General features: G+C 58.2%; 20 protein-coding genes. 14 read left to right on the forward strand and 6 right to left on the reverse strand.

Annotated elements, in window-relative coordinates; genetic code table 11:
* The first annotated feature begins 54 nt into the window (after window positions 1-54).
* Entirely contained in the window at window positions 55-987 is a 933-nt protein-coding gene (locus BEI65_RS19570; RefSeq protein ID WP_099064732.1) for a LysR family transcriptional regulator, read from the forward strand.
* A 3-nt stretch (window positions 988-990) separates the two neighbouring features.
* Here BEI65_RS19570 and BEI65_RS19575 read toward each other — a convergent pair whose 3' ends face one another.
* The 4 genes from BEI65_RS19575 to BEI65_RS19590 all read right to left on the reverse strand — a co-directional run bounded on the left by BEI65_RS19575 (window position 991) and on the right by BEI65_RS19590 (window position 3,966).
* Window positions 991-1,377, reverse strand: a complete 387-nt coding sequence (locus tag BEI65_RS19575; RefSeq protein WP_099064733.1) for a YidB family protein — start codon at window positions 1,375-1,377, stop codon at window positions 991-993.
* Between the two features lie 94 nt (window positions 1,378-1,471).
* On the reverse strand, window positions 1,472-1,720 hold the full coding sequence (locus BEI65_RS19580) for a GlsB/YeaQ/YmgE family stress response membrane protein (RefSeq protein ID WP_099064734.1): 249 nt from the start codon (window positions 1,718-1,720) through the stop codon (window positions 1,472-1,474).
* 516 nt (window positions 1,721-2,236) lie between these two features.
* Entirely contained in the window at window positions 2,237-3,139 is a 903-nt protein-coding gene (locus BEI65_RS19585; RefSeq protein ID WP_099064735.1) for a LysR family transcriptional regulator, read from the reverse strand.
* Between the two features lie 53 nt (window positions 3,140-3,192).
* A complete protein-coding gene (locus BEI65_RS19590; RefSeq protein WP_099064736.1) occupies window positions 3,193-3,966 on the reverse strand; it encodes an SDR family oxidoreductase in 774 nt (257 codons plus the stop codon).
* A 269-nt stretch (window positions 3,967-4,235) separates the two neighbouring features.
* On the opposite strand from BEI65_RS19590, the gene BEI65_RS19595 reads away from it, so the two are divergent.
* Window positions 4,236-4,652, forward strand: coding sequence for a VOC family protein (locus BEI65_RS19595; protein WP_099064737.1), 417 nt, complete (start codon window positions 4,236-4,238; stop codon window positions 4,650-4,652).
* A 55-nt stretch (window positions 4,653-4,707) separates the two neighbouring features.
* Here the strand turns inward: BEI65_RS19595 and BEI65_RS19600 are convergent, their stop codons facing one another.
* Complete coding sequence (locus BEI65_RS19600; protein ID WP_099064738.1) at window positions 4,708-4,902, reverse strand: hypothetical protein; 195 nt, start codon at window positions 4,900-4,902, stop codon at window positions 4,708-4,710.
* Between the two features lie 185 nt (window positions 4,903-5,087).
* On the opposite strand from BEI65_RS19600, the gene BEI65_RS19605 reads away from it, so the two are divergent.
* Together BEI65_RS19605 and BEI65_RS19610 are read left to right on the forward strand one after the other, a co-directional pair.
* Window positions 5,088-6,638, forward strand: a complete 1,551-nt coding sequence (locus BEI65_RS19605; protein ID WP_099064739.1) for a GGDEF domain-containing protein — start codon at window positions 5,088-5,090, stop codon at window positions 6,636-6,638.
* A gap of 336 nt (window positions 6,639-6,974) precedes the next feature.
* The gene (locus tag BEI65_RS19610; RefSeq protein ID WP_099064740.1) at window positions 6,975-7,877 is read left to right on the forward strand and encodes a Kdo hydroxylase family protein; all 903 of its coding nucleotides are present in this window, start codon (window positions 6,975-6,977) and stop codon (window positions 7,875-7,877) included.
* A gap of 39 nt (window positions 7,878-7,916) precedes the next feature.
* Here BEI65_RS19610 and paaZ read toward each other — a convergent pair whose 3' ends face one another.
* The gene (gene paaZ / locus BEI65_RS19615; RefSeq protein WP_099064741.1) at window positions 7,917-9,989 is read right to left on the reverse strand and encodes a phenylacetic acid degradation bifunctional protein PaaZ; all 2,073 of its coding nucleotides are present in this window, start codon (window positions 9,987-9,989) and stop codon (window positions 7,917-7,919) included.
* A 317-nt stretch (window positions 9,990-10,306) separates the two neighbouring features.
* Here paaZ and paaA point away from each other — a divergent pair, with 317 nt between their 5' ends.
* From paaA to pcaF, 10 genes are read left to right on the forward strand one after another with little or no spacing between them, the layout of a single operon-like run.
* A complete protein-coding gene (gene paaA, locus BEI65_RS19620; RefSeq protein WP_232519124.1) occupies window positions 10,307-11,245 on the forward strand; it encodes a 1,2-phenylacetyl-CoA epoxidase subunit PaaA in 939 nt (312 codons plus the stop codon).
* Between the two features lie 12 nt (window positions 11,246-11,257).
* Window positions 11,258-11,545, forward strand: coding sequence for a 1,2-phenylacetyl-CoA epoxidase subunit PaaB (gene paaB / locus BEI65_RS19625; protein ID WP_017893307.1), 288 nt, complete (start codon window positions 11,258-11,260; stop codon window positions 11,543-11,545).
* Between the two features lie 8 nt (window positions 11,546-11,553).
* Entirely contained in the window at window positions 11,554-12,312 is a 759-nt protein-coding gene (gene paaC, locus BEI65_RS19630; RefSeq protein WP_099064742.1) for a 1,2-phenylacetyl-CoA epoxidase subunit PaaC, read from the forward strand.
* 9 nt (window positions 12,313-12,321) lie between these two features.
* Entirely contained in the window at window positions 12,322-12,819 is a 498-nt protein-coding gene (gene paaD, locus BEI65_RS19635) for a 1,2-phenylacetyl-CoA epoxidase subunit PaaD (RefSeq protein ID WP_099064743.1), read from the forward strand.
* Between the two features lie 8 nt (window positions 12,820-12,827).
* Complete coding sequence (gene paaE, locus BEI65_RS19640; protein WP_099064744.1) at window positions 12,828-13,886, forward strand: 1,2-phenylacetyl-CoA epoxidase subunit PaaE; 1,059 nt, start codon at window positions 12,828-12,830, stop codon at window positions 13,884-13,886.
* Between the two features lie 9 nt (window positions 13,887-13,895).
* Window positions 13,896-14,669: a 2,3-dehydroadipyl-CoA hydratase PaaF gene (gene paaF, locus BEI65_RS19645; RefSeq protein WP_099064745.1), complete on the forward strand. Its 774-nt coding sequence runs from the start codon at window positions 13,896-13,898 to the stop codon at window positions 14,667-14,669.
* A 3-nt stretch (window positions 14,670-14,672) separates the two neighbouring features.
* Entirely contained in the window at window positions 14,673-15,464 is a 792-nt protein-coding gene (paaG, locus tag BEI65_RS19650) for a 2-(1,2-epoxy-1,2-dihydrophenyl)acetyl-CoA isomerase PaaG (RefSeq protein WP_099064746.1), read from the forward strand.
* A gap of 2 nt (window positions 15,465-15,466) precedes the next feature.
* A complete protein-coding gene (locus BEI65_RS19655; protein WP_099064747.1) occupies window positions 15,467-16,987 on the forward strand; it encodes a 3-hydroxyacyl-CoA dehydrogenase in 1,521 nt (506 codons plus the stop codon).
* Window positions 16,984-17,424 carry a hydroxyphenylacetyl-CoA thioesterase PaaI gene (paaI, locus tag BEI65_RS19660; RefSeq protein ID WP_099064748.1) on the forward strand — a complete coding sequence of 147 codons (441 nt, stop codon included), beginning with the start codon at window positions 16,984-16,986 and terminating at the stop codon, window positions 17,422-17,424. The genes BEI65_RS19655 and paaI overlap by 4 nt, the downstream gene beginning before the upstream one ends.
* The gene (gene pcaF / locus BEI65_RS19665; RefSeq protein WP_099064749.1) at window positions 17,421-18,626 is read left to right on the forward strand and encodes a 3-oxoadipyl-CoA thiolase; all 1,206 of its coding nucleotides are present in this window, start codon (window positions 17,421-17,423) and stop codon (window positions 18,624-18,626) included. Before paaI ends, pcaF begins: the two co-directional genes overlap by 4 nt.
* Window positions 18,627-18,633: the final 7 nt, after the last annotated feature.

An 18,633-nucleotide genomic window follows, 5' to 3' on the forward strand; every position in this document is an offset into this window, starting at 1 on the left:
GTAGATGGCCTTTACCACTAACACTTATAAGATAAATCTATAGATGGAGTGCCGATGGACAAGCTGAGCGCGATGAATACCTTCGTCCGGGTCGCGGAACTGGGCAGCCTCTCGGCCGTCGCCCGCGATCTGGGCCTGACCCAGCCTGCCATCAGCCAGCAGATTGCCGGTTTGGAGCAGCAACTGGGCGTACAGTTACTGTTTCGCAGTACCCGTGCGGTGACGCTGACCGACGCCGGCGCAGGCTATTACCGGCAGGTCAAACCGATTCTGGCGGCGGTGGGTGAAGCGGAAGAAGCGCTACACGGCCAAAACCTGCGGCTGCAAGGGTCGTTACGCATCCATGCACCCACGGGGTTCGGCCAACAGCACCTGACGCCACTGGCAATTGCCTTTCAGCAACAGCATCCAGAGCTGAATATCGAACTGTTGTTGGACGATCGTCGGGCGGATGTGATTGCGGAAGGCATCGATGTGGCGATCCGCTTTGGCGAATTGAGTTCACCGGGGATGGTGGCGCGGCGGCTGGGAGAGTTACAGCGTATTCTGGTGGCCTCACCGGCCTACCTGGCGGCACAGGGCGAACCGCAAAGCCTGAAGGAACTGGCAGCCCATCCACATATCCGCTACAGCGGCCTGAGCGACGGGGACACGCTGACGTTAATCGGCCCTGATGGTGCCGAGGTGGTGGCGTTGCGCCCGGTATTCCGCGCTAACAATACGTTTTCACTGCTGGCGGCGATTGAATCAGGGCTGGGTATTGGCGGCGCACAGCGGCCGCTGATCGGTCGACAATTGGCGAGTGGCGCACTGGTCCCCATCTTGCCGGCCTGGCGTTATCCGCCGATGGCGCTGCATGCGGTTTATCCCGCTGCACGGTTTATACCCGGCAAAGTGCGGGCCTGGGTAGATTATTTGCAGGGGGCATTGGGGAACATTGAAGGTGTGACGCTAAATTATGCCCCCGACAAGGTGCCGGGGGCATAAATCTTATTTGAACAGTTTACCGACCATATCGCCCAGTTCGTTACTGTTCTGCTGCACTTCACCATTTGGCGAGGCGGCGTCAGCGACCGTTGGCAGGAACTGCGCAATGGTGGCGGATGCCTGAGCCGGATCGATACCCAGCTTTTCGGCCAGTTGGTTAATGGCATCGCTGCCCAGCGCCTGCTGCACGTGATCGCCGCTGATCTGCTGGTTTTCACCGTTACCCAGCCATGAACCGACCACATCGCCGAATTGTCCCTGACGGAATTTGTCCAGGATCGCCTGCAGGCCGCCCTGTTGCTCAACCCATTGCATGATGGCGACGTAATCGATGCCTTTACCGTTGGCGCCGCCCAGAATGTTGCCCAATACGCTATCAAACAGACCCATGATCTTCCCCTTCCAGCCGTCGGCTCAGGCCGCTCGACCCTTGTGATTTAACGAAAAAAGGGCCGCCGCAGCGACCCTGTTGATCAGTATCTGATTAGTTTCTGATCTTTCTGTAGACAAAAAGCACCACCAGGGCACCGATGACTGCGACAACAAAGCTGCCCAGATTGAAGCCATCAACACGACCCATACCGAAGAAGGTACTGATATAGCCGCCGACAACTGCACCGATGACGCCCAGGATGACAGTCACGATAAAGCCACCGCCGTCTTTGCCCGGCATGATCCATTTAGCCAGGATACCGGCGATTAACCCAAAAATGATCCAGGAAATGATGCCCATTTTTACTCTCCCTATTACTTTTTGCCTAAAAGAAACCCTATCACCAGGCCCATGATGGCACCTGCTCCAACCCTAACGATACTTTCACAACTCTATTGCCCTATGCCGAGCATTACCGGCAGCGCGATACAGGGGTGAATCTTGAGAAACACGCATCTTCACACTGTTACTATAGTCAAATATCAGCAGTTTACCCATTTCCGTCCGTCTGAATTTTAGGGTAAAAAAATCGACCGAATTCATCCCACTGTCATTTCTGCACGCTATAACAAAGGGAATCATCCCGCAGGAGACAGACCATGACCAATACGCCGTTTCTGCTGATACTGGCCACGCTTTACGCCCTGGCTGCCGTCTGGGATGGCTCTGCCACCATACTGCTGATGTAATGTTACACACCCTTTGTCACTTTTTTGATGATTTTAATTGTGTCTTGTTTTTACAGAAGATTAATTACCTGAAAGCCAACAACAAATTCCCCTGTGCTTGGATAAAAATCCCATTGGCCGTCAAAGGTCAGATCTCACAAAAGGGTTTGATCAATTGTTTAAACCACTCGGCAAAAGCGGTTAAACGTGCGGAACGCTGGCGACGATGAGGGTAAAGTAGCGCAATGCTCATCGAGGGCGGCCGGGCCTGCGGCAAGATCTCACACAGGCTGCCATTATCCAGGTAATGCTGAACATCAAAACGCGGTATCTGCATCATTCCCAACCCCGCCAGGCAACAGCCGATATAATTTTCTGCATTATTTACCGTCACCCGACTGCGCAGCGTTTTTTCAACGCACTGTTCATCCTGCTGCCATTGCCAGCTATCCGCCCCTGTCAGAGTCGGCTGCGCGTAGCCCACGACCCAATGATCGTCCAACTGATCAGGGTGTGCAGGCGTTCCGTAACGTTGCAGATAATCCGGGCTGGCGCAGTTGATCATGCTCAGGCGACCCAGCGGCTGGCTGACCAGGCTGCTGTCGCTGAGACTACCGACACGCACCACGCAGTCGATCCCTTCCTGGATCAGATCGATCGAACGGTCGCTGGCGCTGAGAAACAGTTGAATTTCGGGGTACTGCAGAAAAAAGTCCGGTAACGCCGGTACAATCATTCGCCGGGCAATACGGCTGGGGACATCGACCGTCAAACGGCCATCGATCGGGCCATTGTGCCGATGAAACAAAGTGTCCAATGTTTGCACGTCTAACAGCAGGTCACGCGCTTTTTCGAGCAATAACTCACCATCGCTGGTCAGTTGTACCCGGCGAGTGGTGCGATGAAACAGGCGGGCACCCATTTCGTGTTCCAGTTGCTGTATCGCCGCCGAAACCGTGGTTTTTGGCATCATCAGAATTTGCGAAGCGCGGATAAAACTGCCCACCTCGGCAACCTGGATAAACACCCGTAATCTCCCTATTTTATCCACCGGCAGTGCATCCTGTTAAACAGGCTGCGGCACCGGCCGCAGCAGAATTGATATTAACGGGTAGTATAGCCACCGTTGGCAAACAGCGTCTGCCCGGTGATCCACCAGCCGTCGGTGACCAAAAACTTGACGATCGGCGCGATGTCTTCAATGTCGGTCAGGCCGGTTTTCGAGAACTTGCTCAGCGCAGCGGCTGTACTGTGATACGCCACGGCCTCTTTGCTTTCCTGACCGTAGAAGAACGGGGTGTCCATGGGGCCGGGGCCGATGGCATTCACGCTGATGCCGCGTTCGCCAAACTCCTTGGATGCCGCACGGGTAAAGTGCTCCACCGGTGCCTTGCTCCCTGGATAGACCGCATAGAACGGCGTATAAGCCGCCAGCAGTGAACTGACGATCGACACAATTCGGCCGTTATCGGCCAGATGCTTGCCCGCCTGTTGAATAAAGAAGAAAGCCGCCTTGGAATTGATGTCGAAACTGCTGTCGTAATCCGCTTCGGTCACCTCGGCAATCGGTTTTTTGATCACCAGACCGGCGGTATTGACGGCAATATCCACTTTGCCAAATGCCTTGATCGCTTCCTCAAACAGGTGTGCCACGTTAGCCGGTTGGGTCAGATCGCCCTGCACCAGGATCGCCTTGGCGCCCGCCGCGTTAACCGCCTTCAGCGTTTCCTCCGCTGCCGCCCGGGTCGCATCACTGTTGTAATGCACAACCACCGCCGCAGCCCCGCCGGCCGCCAGATCGCGTGCCACCAGGCCCCCCAGGTTCTTGGCACCGCCAGCGATCAACACCACTTTTCCATTCAAAGATTGCTTGCTCATTACAGTGACTCCGTTAGTGAAGGTTGCAACGAGTATAGGAACCCTGACCGCTCAGATAATCTGTCCAAATCGGGATGAACCATCCCGCTTTTTCGGCCAATAGGCCTGCGGGGGCAATAAATCTCCATAGGGTGATCGAACAGCCGGGCATTCAGCGTAATTCGCACTACACTTGTAAGTTTCCAACGGCGATAGTCGCAAATCGAAACTATTGCTCCCTGCCCGCCGGCCGCTAAACGCCCAGACGGGCCATAACAGAGGTCAATGTCATGGTGATTCAACCCTATTTGTTCTTTAGCGGTAACTGTGAACAGGCGGTGAACTTTTACGTGCAGCAGCTAGGTGCGACGCTTGAAATGATGATGCGTTACAAAGAGATGCCCGAGGAAGCCAAACAGGGCAACCCGCAGGATGTCAATCCGGAGTCCATCATGCATGCCCGGCTGCTGATCGGTGAAACGGCGCTGATGGCCTCGGATGGCTGCCCACAAGATGGCGCCGACGCATCACACAAAGGATTTGCCCTGTCACTCAACCCGACGACCGTGGAGCAAGGCCGCGAACTGTTTGAAAAACTGTCGCAGGGCGGCCAGGTGACCATGCCTTACCAGTCCACCTTCTGGGCCAAAGGTTTTGGCATGCTGACCGACCAGTTTGGCGTCAACTGGATGGTTAACGTTGAATAGCCCGTCATCCCGCTGCGGTGTGCGCCACCAATAGCGAACATCGCAGCAGCAATCCTCAGTTATAGCGATACCAGTCATAGGCCGCCATGGCGAACAGCACAAACAACGCCGTCAACAGCACCAATCCCAAACGCCAATAAGGCGACTTACGCTGCCGCCAGGCAAAGGCGATCATTAACGCCAGCACTCCCAGGGTCAGCGGGTAATAAACCACCAGCGTCAACAAAGTAATAATGATGTAGTCAGACATGCAAGCGATCCCTGTATTCTCTCCGCCGGTTTAGCGCGAAGGATATAATCGGAGCCAATATATTCTTCCTCTGCCCTCAACAACTTATTCATTTTCACCGTTTAAGGAGTAGTGGTCCAGGTGATTAACGAATAAGATGTAGGATTGTTCTTAGCGCGATTTGAATATTTTACAGCAAGGGTGACATGACACAGCAGCAACCGCAGGATGCCGAACGGCCACGCAACGGTAAAAATTCCCCGTTATTATTTCAGGCCGGCGTGTTCGTCGTCATCGTTGCCGTCACGCTGGTGCTGTTTAACGCCTGGCAGATTTGGAATGCCTATCAACGCGACTTGCAAAGCGCCGAACTGGAATCCGCCAATCTGGCCCGCGCGTTAGCGCAGCATGCCGACGATACCTTTATGCAGACAGACAGCACGCTGTCTGACCTGAGCGAACGTATTCAAATTGACGGCCTGGCTCAACACCCCCTGCTGCGACTGCAGAAAGTGATGCAAACACAGGTGGGCAATCAGCCCCAGTTGCATGGCCTGTTTGTTTACGACGCCCGTGGCAATTGGATCGTCACCTCATCGGGCCGGTTCGTACAAAACGCCAATAACGCCGACCGCGAGTATTTTAAATATCACCTCGATCACAACAGTAACGCGATCTATATCGGCAAGGTGGTACGCAGCCGCTCTACCGGCGATTTGATCATTCCGGTATCACGCCGTATCAACAACCCGGACGGCAGCTTTGCCGGAGTGATACTGGCCACGCTGTATGTCGATTATTTCCGCCAGTTCTACGATACCTTTGCACTGAACAGTGACGCTTCACTCAACCTGTTACTGGCTGACGGCACCATTCTCTACCGTCGCCCTTACTCCCTTAACGCCATCGGCAAGAATATCGCCGAGGGCGTGCTGTTCCGTGAGATTCTGCCGCACTCCGAATTCGGCAATGCCACTATCACCTCCCGTTACGACAAGGTAGAGCGGATTTATGGCTATTCGCGGGTCAACCGCTATCCGCTGGTGATCGCCGCCGGGTTATCGAAGCAAGATGCGCTATCCGACTGGCGTAATGATTCCAGCGTGTTTGCCCTCGGCGGTGCCACCCTGCTGGCCATTCTGCTGGCGATGGGGCTGGTGCTGATGCGTCAAATTAACCACAGCGTGCGCACCGAAGCCGAACTGATGCGCACTCGCGATCAGCTCACCAGCATCAATCGGACGCTGGAGGAGCTGGCATTGCTGGACGGCCTGACTGGCCTGGCCAACCGCCGCCAGTTTGATATCGCCTTGAAGAATGAGCTGATGCGCGCTTCTCGCAATTACCGCAGCGTGGCGCTGCTGATGTTGGATATCGACTGTTTCAAGCAATATAACGACATCTACGGCCACGTCGCCGGTGACCAGTGTCTGCAACAGATCGGGCAAATGCTCAAGGGAATGGCCAGCCGCAGTAATGATATTATGGCCCGTTACGGCGGAGAGGAAATGGCCATTATATTGCCGGATACCGACGTTCAGGGGGCACTGATTTTCGCCGAGCGCGTCATCGAAGCGGTGCGCGATTTGAAAATCCCGCATCAGGGCAACCCGCATGGTATCGTCACCATCAGCATAGGTATCTATGCCAAGGTGCCACATATGTATAACGACACGCCAATGAGCTTTATCAATCAGGCGGACAGCGCCCTGTATCAAGCCAAGGCCCAGGGTAAAAACCGTATTTATACCGCTTAATCTGCCGGGGCCGTCTCTGACCAGGGCGGCCCAGGATAAACGCCGGACAATCGACAAAAATAAAGCCAACCCACTGATTAAAAACATAAAAACTAATTTATATCTTTAATTGATTACCGATGAAATTTAATTGATTTCAGCCCAGTCTATTTTACCCATTCGTGCCATTACCCTGCCGTTTAATGTCTGTTTACTTTTTGGTGCATTTTAATAATGCTAGCATCACGTCATCCAGCTTATTAATAGCATTTATTTTAATTCCAAATTCATTCCTGCTGGATATAAATCATTTCAAATAAAAACAATTAAAATATTACCCATTCGCAAGGAGATATTATGCGCGCGGATAACCTTACGCCAGAGCAGGCGTTGATAATCTTGCCACAGCAGCAGTGGGACAGTGATCCCACTCCCCTTTCCCTCACCGCCGTCGAGGCGCTGGAGCAAGGGAAAATCCTGTTTTTACCCGAGTTAAACTTTCCATTATTAGACGATGAAATAACGTTATTGGATCCCGCACTGGTAGATATAAAACGTAAAAACATCAGCTATTGGCCAGAGACTCACAAATTATCCGGCATAGCCATAGCCGCGCAACGGCCACAGGTGCAGGCACTGCTGGAACGTTATTATCAGGCCAGTCGGCAGCTGATCGCCGGGCTGTTGCCTCACTATCAGCAAACCTTGCATACGCCGGCCAACAGCCTGCGCCTGCACCCGGTATCGGCCTGGCGTGCGACCAGCTCATGGCGTAAAGACGACAGTCGTCTGCACGTCGACGCTTTCCCTTCGCGCCCCAACCTGGGTGAACGTATCCTGCGTATTTTCACCAACATCAATCCCCACGGTGAACACCGCCAATGGCGCATCGGCGAACCCTTTCCCCAATTGGCGCGACGCTTTATGCCGCGGCTGCCGCGCTATTCGCCATTGAACAGCTGGCTGCAACATAAAGTCGGTATCACCAAGCGCCGCCGCAGTCATTACGACCACCTGATGCTGCAACTGCATGATGCGATGAAGGCTGACCAGAACTACCAGCAGCAAAGCCCGCAGTTGGCACTCGACCTGCCACCGGGCAGCAGTTGGATTTGTTTTTCCGATCAAACCCCGCATGCGGCGATGGCCGGCCAGTTTATGCTGGAACAGACCTTCCTGCTGCCGGTCGACGCCATGAAAAACCCACAGCAATCACCGCTGAAGATGCTGGAAACCTTGCTACAGCAACCCTTGCTTTAAACCGCTTCCAACAGCAGGGCATCCCCTGCTGTTGCCCTCTCAGCCTGCCGCCTCAAAATCCCCTTGCTGGCGCGCCACCAGGGTCAGAATACTGTACAACGCCACCGCCTGCTGATGCTGGTTGAGCACCTGAACATCCCACACCACCACGCCGTGCGGACGATCTTCAGCGGTTTTTTGCGGCTTGCGGATTTTCTTCTTGCAGGTCAACCGTACCTGAATGGTATCGCCAATTTTCACCGGTTCGATAAAACGCAGATTTTCCATGCCGTAGTTGGCGATCACCGGCCCCACACCCGGATCGACAAACAGCCCGGCAGCGGCAGAAACCACAAAGTAGCCGTGCGCCACCCGCTCGCCAAACAGTGACTCGGCAGCACCGATCTTATCCATATGGGCATAGAAATGGTCGCCGCTCAGGCAGGCAAAGTTAACAATGTCGGCTTCGGTCACGGTGCGGCGTGCGGTGAGCAGGCTGTCCCCCAGCCGCAGCTGTTCAAAGTATTTGCGGAACGGATGAACCGGGTCCTCAACTACCGTCGCCCCACGCACCCACTCACGGCCGATCGCCGCCAGCATCGCCGGACTGCCCTGGATCGCCGTGCGTTGCATATAGTGTTTTACCGCCCGCAGCCCGCCCAGCTCCTCGCCGCCACCGGCCCGTCCTGGTCCGCCGTGCACCAGCATCGGCAGAGGTGAACCGTGGCCGGTTGATTCCGCTGCCGCCTGTTGATCCAGGATCAGCATGCGGCCGTGGGCACAGGCGGTGGCGCGGATAAACTGCGTTGCCAGCGCTTCATCGGCGGTCACCAAAGACCCTGCCAGGCTGCCCTGTCCCAGCAATGCCAGTTCAATCGCCTGTTCGGTATGCTGATAAGGCATCAGTGTCGCCACCGGCCCGAACGCCTCGGTTCCATGCACCGCCTGATGAGTAAAGGGATCCGCGCAGTACAACAGCGTGACCGGGTAAAATGCCCCCCTGGCGGCCTCTTCGCCCAGCACCGCCAGTTTATCCGCCACTGCGCCACACAGTGGCTCACAGCCGTTATGCAGCAGGAAATCGACCTTCTGCTGTACGTCATCGCGCTGTTCGTGGCTGACCAGCGCCCCCATGCGTACCTGCTCCAGTTTAGGATCACCCACCGTAACGCCGGCCAACCGCTGCAACAGCGCCTGCTGCACTTCAGCGACCCGCTTCGCCGGCACGATAATCCGCCGGATAGCGGTGCATTTTTGCCCGGCCTTGGCAGTCATCTCGCGGCACACTTCTTTGATAAACAGCGCAAATTCCGGCATCTGCGGCGTAACGTCTTCCCCCAGCACACAGCAGTTGAGCGAATCGGCCTCCATGGTGAAGGCAATGGATTTTTCCAACAGGCGCGGATGGGCACGTAGCCACTGACCGGTCTGTGCCGAGCCGGTAAAGGTCACCGCGTCCTGATAATCGAGATGGTCAAACATATCGCCGATACCGCCGCACACCAGTTGCAACGCGCCTTCCGGCACCAGGCCACTGTCGATAATCAGCCTGACCATCGCCTGGGTTAACTGCGCTGTGGCGGTTGCCGGCTTGATGATCGCCGGCATACCCGCCAGCCAGGTCGGAGCCAGCTTTTCCAGCATCCCCCAGCAGGGAAAGTTGAAGGCATTGATATGCAGCGCCACGCCTGGGCGTGAAGTCAGTACATGCCGGGCGGCGAACTGCGCCTGTTTGGACAGAGGGATCAGCTCATCTTCCGGCCACAGGGTATCGTCCGGCAGTTCACGCCCCGCCAGACCGGCATAGGCAAACAGCGTGGCGATACCGCCTTCTATATCTACCCAGCCGTCACTGCGGGTCGCGCCGGTCTGATACGAAATCTCATACAGCGCTTCTTTATGCGCCAACAGGTATTTGGCTACCGCTTTCATCATTTGCGCGCGCTGCTGGAAGGTCATTTGTGCCAGCGCCCTGCCGCCCTTGCTGCGCGCATACGCCAGGCTGGCAGCCAGCGGCAACCCGTCGGAACAAACCTGATACAGCGCTTCGCCGGTAACGGCATGATGGATTTCACGGGCGGCTCCCTGGCCGAACACCCAACCGCCAGAAAGATAACTGTGTAACTGCTGCATGGCTCCTCCGGAATTCATAAATTTACACCACAAGGATTAATTACGTATCAGGTATTGTCCAGTTTTCTCTTGGATGAAATTTAACAAAAATAGAACACCAGCGGGTTTTAGCGCGCTAAGCCGGTCATTCCCTGCCGCTTTTTAATTTTAAATACTGATAAATAACAATCAAATAACAAAAACACCTGTGAGTGCCATCGCAAAACCACATAAATGTCGTTTGATCTTTTTGTTATCAGTTTGTAGCCTTATGGTTAGTTAACGTGATTCACATTTTTATGTTTAATGTGAAAAATACGAATCACCAAGAGGCAAGCATGACAACTGACGCGCAATATCAGCAACACTTCGACGACAAGATTGCGGCGGATACCTCCATCGAGGCCAAAGACTGGATGCCGGAGGCCTACCGCCAAAACCTGATCCGCCAGATTGGCCAGCATGCCCACTCCGAAGTGGTTGGCATGTTGCCGGAGGCCAACTGGCTGACGAGGGCGCCGACCCTGCGCCGCAAAGCGGTGTTACTGGCCAAGGTGCAAGACGAAGCCGGGCACGGCCTGTATCTGTACAGTGCCGCCGAAACCCTGGGCTGCTCGCGCCAGGACATCTACCAGAAAATGCTCGACGGCAAGATGAAATACTCCTCGATCTTCAATTACCCGACGCTCAACTGGGCGGATATCGGGGTGATTGGCTGGCTGGTAGACGGCGCAGCGATCGTCAACCAAGTCGCGCTGTGCCGTGCTTCTTACGGCCCTTATGCGCGGGCGATGGTGAAAATTTGCAAGGAAGAGAGCTTCCACCAGCGTCAGGGTTACGAGGCCGTGATGGCGATGGCCAACGGCAGTAAGCAACAGCAAGCCATGCTGCAGGACGCGATTAACCGCTTCTGGTGGCCAGTGCTGATGATGTTCGGCCCAAGCGACACCGATTCACCGCACAGCGCGCAAAGCATGGCGTGGAAGATCAAACGCCACAGCAACGACGAGCTGCGGCAGAAGTTTGTCGACAACACCGTGCCGCAGCTGGAAGCCCTGGGCATGACGGCCCCGGATGCGGATTTGGCATGGGACGAAGCCGCCGGCCACTATCGCTTCGGCGAAATCGACTGGAGTGAACTGCACGAGGTGATCAAAGGCCGCGGGCAATGCAACCACGAGCGGCTGCAGGCCAAACGTCGCGCCTGGGACGAAGGTGCCTGGGTCCGCGAAGGTGCCCTGGCTCACGCGTCCAAAAACACCTCAACCGCCGCCTAAAAGGAACCGATGATGACACACGTTGAATGGCCGCTGTATGAAGTGTTTATCCGCAGCAAACAAGGACTGGCGCACCGTCACGTCGGCAGCCTGCACGCCGCCGATGACCAGATGGCGCTGGAGAATGCCCGCGACGCCTATACCCGCCGCAACGAAGGCTGCTCCATCTGGGTGGTGCAGTCCAGCCATCTGATCGCCTCGCAGCCGGAAGACCGCGAAGCCTTCTTTGATCCGTCCGATGACAAGATCTACCGTCATCCGACGTTCTACACCATTCCCGACGGCATCAAGAACATGTAGAGGCGGCCATGACCCTTACCGATCCGCGAATTACTTATATTTTACGTCAGGGCGATACGCCACTGATCCTCGCTCAGCGACTGTGCGCCTGGTGCGGCCACGCGCCGGAGCTGGAGATTGACCTGGCGCTGGCGAATATTGGCCTGGATCTGCTCGGCCAGGCACGCAACTTTCTCGGTTATGCCGCCGAATTGGCCGGCCCGCAATACAGCGAAGATCGCCTGGCCTTCGGCCGTGACGAACGTGAGTTTCACAACCTGCTGTTGGCGGAACAGCCCAACGGCGGTTTCAACGACACGCTGGTGCGCCAGTTCCTGATGGATGCCTACCACGTGCAACTGCATCAGGCACTGAGCCACAGCCGCGATGCGCAACTGGCCGCCATTGCCGCCAAGTCCCTCAAAGAGGCGCATTACCACCTGCGCTTCAGCCGCGGCTGGATGATCCGCCTCGGTGACGGCAGCCCGCTCAGTCAGCAAAAAATTCAGCAGTCGCTGGACAATCTGTGGCGCTTTACCGCCGAGCTGTTTCACGCCGATGAGCTGGAGCTGCAACTGGCAGAACAGGGTATTGCCGCCGATCCGCGCCAGCTTGAAGCGCCGTGGCTGGCACTGGTGAGCGACACCTTGCAACAGGCCAACCTGCAACTGCCGGCCGAACAGGCCTTCCGTCACGGTGGCAAACAGGGGCAGCACAGCGAGCACCTCGGCCCACTGCTGGCGGAGATGCAGTTTCTGCAACGCGCCTATCCCAACGCTAATTGGTAGGAGGCCGTGATGAACATTACCCGGCTGCAGGCCGCCGAAATCCCGCAAATCTGGCACTGCCTGCAACAGATCAGCGATCCGGAACTGCCGGTGCTGTCGATTACCGATCTGGGCATGGTGCGCGACGTCGAAGCCGTGGGGCACGGCTGGCATATTACCTTTACGCCAACCTACTCCGGCTGCCCCGCCACCGAGTTTCTGCTCGAAGCGATCGAACAACGGCTGGCCGAAGCCGGTTTCAGTCCGGTGAGAGTGACCATCCAACTCAGCCCCGCCTGGACCACCGACTGGATGAATGCGGCTGCGCGTGAGCGACTGCGGGAATACGGCGTCGCACCGCCTCAGGGCCATACCTGTGACAAACCGCTGGCGCACGACCCGGTGCCCTGCCCGCGTTGCGGCAGCACCCACAGCGAGAAAATCAGCGAATTCGGCTCTACCGCCTGCAAGGCGCTGTACCGCTGCTGCGATTGCCGTGAACCCTTTGACTACTTCAAATGCATTTAGGAAAAACCATGACGGTCTTCCATCGCCTGAACGTCGCCGCCATCGAGCGCGAAACGCCGGACGCCGTAGCCATCACTCTGCGGGTGCCCGAAGAACTGAAAAGTCACTATTGCTATACGCCCGGCCAGCATCTGACGTTGAAGGCGCTGGTCGACGGCGAAGAGCTGCGCCGCTGCTACTCCATTTGCAGCTCGCCGCAGGAAGGGTTGCTGCAGATCGGCGTTAAAGCCATTCATCAGGGCCGCTTCTCCTCGTTCGTTAATCGCCTGCTGAAAGTCGGTGACGCCCTGGAGGTAATGGTGCCGCAGGGACGTTTCGGCTATCAGCCACAGGCAGAAAACTGCGGTAACTATCTGGCGATTGCGGCCGGCTCGGGCATTACGCCGATGCTGTCGATCATCAAAGCCACGCTGCAACTCGAACCCCTCAGCAGTTTCACGCTGATTTACGGCAACCGCAGCAGCCGTTCGGTGATGTTCAAAGAGGCGCTGTGCGATCTGAAGAACCGCTACCCGCAACGCTTTCAGCCACTGTACATGTTCAGCCAGGAGAGCCTCGACAGCCCGCTGCTCAGCGGCCGTATCGACCGTGAGCACCTGCTGGCGATCGGCGACACCCTGCTGGATTACCGTGACTATGACCACGCCTTTATCTGCGGGCCGGAAAGCATGATGGACGACGCCCAGAGCGTACTTGAACAGGCCGGCGTACCTGCCGGGCACATTCACAGCGAACGCTTTAACACCAGTGGCATGGTTGCCCGCCCGGTCAATGACGCCAGCCGCAATGCTACCCAGGTGGAAATTCTGCTGGACGGCCGCCGCTTGAATATCGAAGTGAGTGCGCAGGATGACAGCATTCTGGATGCAGCGCTGCGCCAGGGTGCCGATCTGCCCTACGCCTGCAAAGGCGGCGTGTGCGCCACCTGTAAATGCCGATTGAAGGCCGGTCAGGTGGATATGGCCGTCAACTACAGCCTGGAGCCGGATCAGTTGGCCGCCGGGTACGTATTAAGCTGCCAGTCGTGGCCACGCGGCGACGGCGTGGTCCTGGACTTTGACGTATAGGAACCGACCATGGAAACCCCGTTGATCCTGCAACAACGCCAACAGCGCGTGATGACCCTGACGTTACAGCGTCCAGAGGCCCGCAACGCCCTGAATACCCCCTGCCTGGAACAGCTGGTTTATTGGCTGGAACAGGCTGATGCCGATGTCAGCGTGGGCGCCGTGGTGATTGCCGGTGCCCCCCGCTTCTTTGCCGCCGGTGCCGATCTGCATGAGCTGCAAAAACAAGATCTGCCTGCCGCGCTGACGGATCGCCGCCCACTGCTGTGGCAGCGGCTGGCCCAGTTCAGCAAACCGCTGCTGGCGGCGGTAAACGGCTATGCGCTGGGCGCCGGCTGCGAACTGGCGCTGGCCTGCGACATCATTATCTGCGGTGAAAGCGCCCGCTTCGGCCTGCCGGAAATCACCCTCGGCCTGATGCCGGGGGCCGGTGGCACCCAGCGCCTGATACGCTGCGTCGGCAAATCGCGCGCCAGCCAGATGGTTCTGACCGGTGAAGCCATCAACGCCACCTGTGCACTACAAAGCGGCCTGGTCAGCGAAGTCTGTGTCGATGCGCTGACGCTGGAACGCACGCAACAGATTGCCGAACATATCAGCCTGCAGGCGCCGCTGGCATTACGCGCCGCCAAACAGGCATTGAAACAGGCTGAAGAAACCGGCCTTAGCCAGGGGCTTGCCATTGAGCGCCAGCAGTTTGTCACCCTGGCCGCCACCGACGATCGCCGTGAAGGCATCGCCGCCTTCTTCGAAAAACGTACGCCAAACTATCAGGGGCGCTGATTTATGGATAACGCATTGATTCTCACCCATCTGGAAGCCGGGGTGCTGACCCTGACCCTCAACCGGCCGGACCGGCTCAACAGCTTTAACGACGAGATGCACCGCCAGCTTAGCGAAGCGCTGACCCTCGCCGAACGCGACGACAGCGTGCGCTGCCTGCTGATCACCGGTGCCGGACGCGGGTTTTGCGCCGGGCAGGATCTGAACGATCGCAACGTCAGCGTTGAACAACAGGCACCGGATCTGGGCCTGTCGGTAGAACGCTTCTACAACCCGCTGATCCGCCGCCTGACCGCCTTGCCGAAGCCGGTAGTCTGCGCGGTCAACGGCGTGGCGGCGGGGGCCGGGGCCGCCCTGGCACTGGCCTGCGATATCGTGATCGCCGCCGACAATGCCAACTTTATCCAGTCATTCTGCCGTCTGGGGCTGGTGCCGGACTCCGGTGGCAGTTGGTTCCTGCCGCGCCTGGCGGGCCATGCCCGTGCCATGGGCATGGCGATGCTGGGGGATAAAATCAGCGCACAACAGGCGCTGGCCTGGGGGATGATCTGGCAGGTGGTGCCTGCGGATGAACTGGCCGCCACCAGCCAAACGCTGGCGCAGCATCTGGCGACCCAACCGACCTACGGGCTGGGGTTGATTAAAAAAGCCCTCTACAGTTCGGCCAGCAACACCCTCGATCAGCAGCTCGATTTAGAACGCGATCTGCAGCGTCTCGGCGGCCGCAGCGACGATTACCGTGAAGGGGTCAGCGCCTTCTTCGCCAAGCGCCCTCCTTCTTTCAGCGGGAAATAACCATGAGCCAGCCGAACTTCAACGCCAGGGTCGCGGTGATAGGTGCCGGTACCATGGGCATCGGCATCGCCCAGGTGGCCGCCGCTGCCGGGCATCCCGTGCAGCTGTTTGATATCGACGCCTCCGCTGCCCGGCAGGCGCTCAACGTGCTCGCCCAGCGGCTGCGTCAACGGGTGGCGGCCGGTAAGGCCGATGCCGCGGTCACCGAAGCCTTGCTGGCACGCATTCAGCCGGTAGATTCGCTACACCCGCTGGCCGACAGTGCGCTGGTGATAGAGGCGGTAGCGGAGAAGCTGGCGATCAAACAAAGCCTGTTCCGCGATCTGGAAGCCCTGTGCTCGCCCGCCACGCTGTTTGCCAGCAACACCTCGTCGCTGTCGATAACCGCGATCGCCGGTGCGTTGCAGCATCCACAGCGGCTGGCCGGGCTGCACTTCTTCAACCCGGCACCGCTGATGAAACTGGTAGAGATCGTCAGCGGGCTGGACACCAGTGCCGAAACCCTCGCCACGCTGCAAACGCTAACCCGGCAATGGGGCAAACAAAGCGTGCTGTGCCGCTCCACGCCGGGGTTTATCGTCAATCGGGTAGCGCGACCGTTTTACGCCGAAACCCTGCGCGCACTGGAAGAACAGGTCGCCGACGCCGCCACGCTGGATGCGGTGATGCGCGACGCGGGCGGCTTCGCCATGGGACCGCTGCAACTGACCGATATGATTGGTCAGGACATCAATTACGCCGTGACCGAATCGGTGTTTCAGGCATTCTTCCAGGATCCCCGCTTTACCCCGTCGCTGGTGCAGCAGGAACTGGTGGCGGCCGGGCGTCTTGGTCGCAAAAGCGGCCGGGGGTTTTATCGCTATGGCGATCAGCAAACGCCGGTCGCTGCGGTGCTGCCTCCTTCCACGGCGGCATTAGCGCGCAGCGTCACGCTGCATGGGGATCCGCAGGGTATGGCCGTGCTGAGCGAGTTACTGGCCGGAAATGCGGAGTCGATCAAACAATCTGGCCAGACCAGTGCCATTGCCCGGATCGATGAAGTTACATTGATGTTAACGAATGGTAAAACAGCCAGCCAAGTCGCCGATGAAACCGGAACCCCCGTGGTGCTGTTTGATCTGTCCGCCAACTACTCGCAGGCCTCCACCGTTGCTATCAGCTGCGCAGCGCAAAACGATGCCCGTCACAACGCCAGCGTGGTTCGCCTGCTGCAATCTCTCGGCAAGAAGGTGATCGCCTTGCCGGACTACCCCGGCCTGTTGGTGATGCGCACCCTCGCCATGCTGGCAAATGAAGCGCTCGACGTGGTGAACAAGGGCGTCGCCAGTGCCGAGGATACCGACCAGGCCATGCGCTGCGGCGTCAACTACCCACGCGGTCCGTTGGAATGGGCCGCCGCCCTGGGCTGGCGACAAATCCTGACCACGCTGGAAAATCTGCAACACCACTACGGCGAGCCCCGCTACCGCCCAATGCCGCTGTTGCGCCATTACGCATCCCTCTCTTCAGGAGCCCAACAATGAACGCCAATACGCCCCACGCGCTGGCACAACGCTGCGCCGAACAGATGTTCCAGCAGGATACCTGCGCCCAGGCGATGGGGATGCGGGTGGATGCGGTCGATGCCGGTTTCGCCCGGGTCAGCATGACCGTTGGCCCGCAGATGCTCAACGGCCACCAGACCTGCCACGGCGGCCAACTGTTCAGCCTGGCGGACACCGCCTTCGCCTATGCCTGCAACAGCCAGGGGCTGGCGGCGGTGGCGTCCGGCTGCAATATCGAGTTTATCCGCCCGGCGCTGGCCGGCGATCGTCTGACCGCCAGTGCGGAAGTCCGTCATCAGGGCAAAACCACCGGGCTGTACGACGTGGAAATCGTCAATCAATTGGGCAAAACCGTCGCCTGGTTTCGCGGGCGTGCGCATCGCCTCGGCCATGCCATTTTAGGGGAACAACCATGAGTCAGGCGTTTATCTGCGATGGCGTCCGTACGCCGATTGGCCGTTACGGTGGCGCATTGGCCCACGTGCGGGCCGATGATTTGGCCGCGCTGCCGCTGCGTGCCCTGGTAGCACGCCACCCTCAGGTGGACTGGTCGTTAGTGGATGATGTGATCCTCGGCTGCGCCAATCAGGCCGGGGAAGATAACCGCAATCTGGCGCGCATGGCGGCATTGCTGGCGGGCCTGCCGGTGAACGTTTCCGGCACCACCGTCAACCGTCTGTGCGGTTCAGGATTGGACGCGCTGGCCATGGCGGCACGCAGCATCAAGGCCGGGGAAGCCGGGTTGGTGCTGGCCGGTGGTGCGGAATCCATGACCCGCGCGCCGCTGGTGATGCGTAAGGCCGACACGGCCTTCAGTCGCCAGGCGCAGCTGTATGACACCACCCTGGGTTGGCGCTTTATCAACCCGCTGATGCAGGCGCAGTACGGCACCGACTCAATGCCGGAAACCGCCGAAAACGTGGCGGCACAGTTCAATATCAGTCGCGCCGATCAGGACGCCTTCGCGTTGCGTAGCCAGCAGCGGGCGGCCCGGGCGCAGGAGTTGGGTTTACTGGCACAGGAGATCGTGCCGGTCAGCCTCAGCGGTAAAAAAGGTGCGGTGACGCTGTTCAGCCAGGATGAACACCCACGCGCAGACACCCGGCTGGAACAATTGCAGGGGTTAAAAACGCCGTTCCGCCAACCCGGTACCGTGACCGCCGGTAACGCTTCCGGCTTGAACGACGGTGCCGCAGCGCTGATCGTCGCCTCGGAGGCGATGGCCGTCAGCCAGGGCTTAACGCCACGTGCGCGCATCGTCGCTACCGCTACCTGCGGCGTCGAACCCGGTTTGATGGGCATCGGGCCGCTGCCGGCCACCCGCAAGGTGCTGGAATTGGCTGGGCTGAAACTGGCGCAAATGGACGTGATCGAACTTAATGAGGCGTTTGCCGCCCAGGCGCTGGCGGTACTACGCCAGCTTGGCCTGCCGGATGACGCCCCGCAGGTGAATCCTAACGGCGGCGCCATTGCCCTTGGCCATCCGTTGGGGATGAGCGGTGCACGTCTGGCGCTGGCCGCCCTGTTTGAACTGGAACGGCGTTCCGGCCGCTACGCGCTTTGCACCATGTGCATCGGCGTCGGCCAAGGCATCGCCATGATCATTGAGCGAGTCTGACCCCCGA

The sequence above is a fragment of the Serratia sp. BW106 genome (assembly GCF_002607755.1).
Taxonomy (GTDB): Bacteria; Pseudomonadota; Gammaproteobacteria; order Enterobacterales; family Enterobacteriaceae; genus Serratia; species Serratia proteamaculans.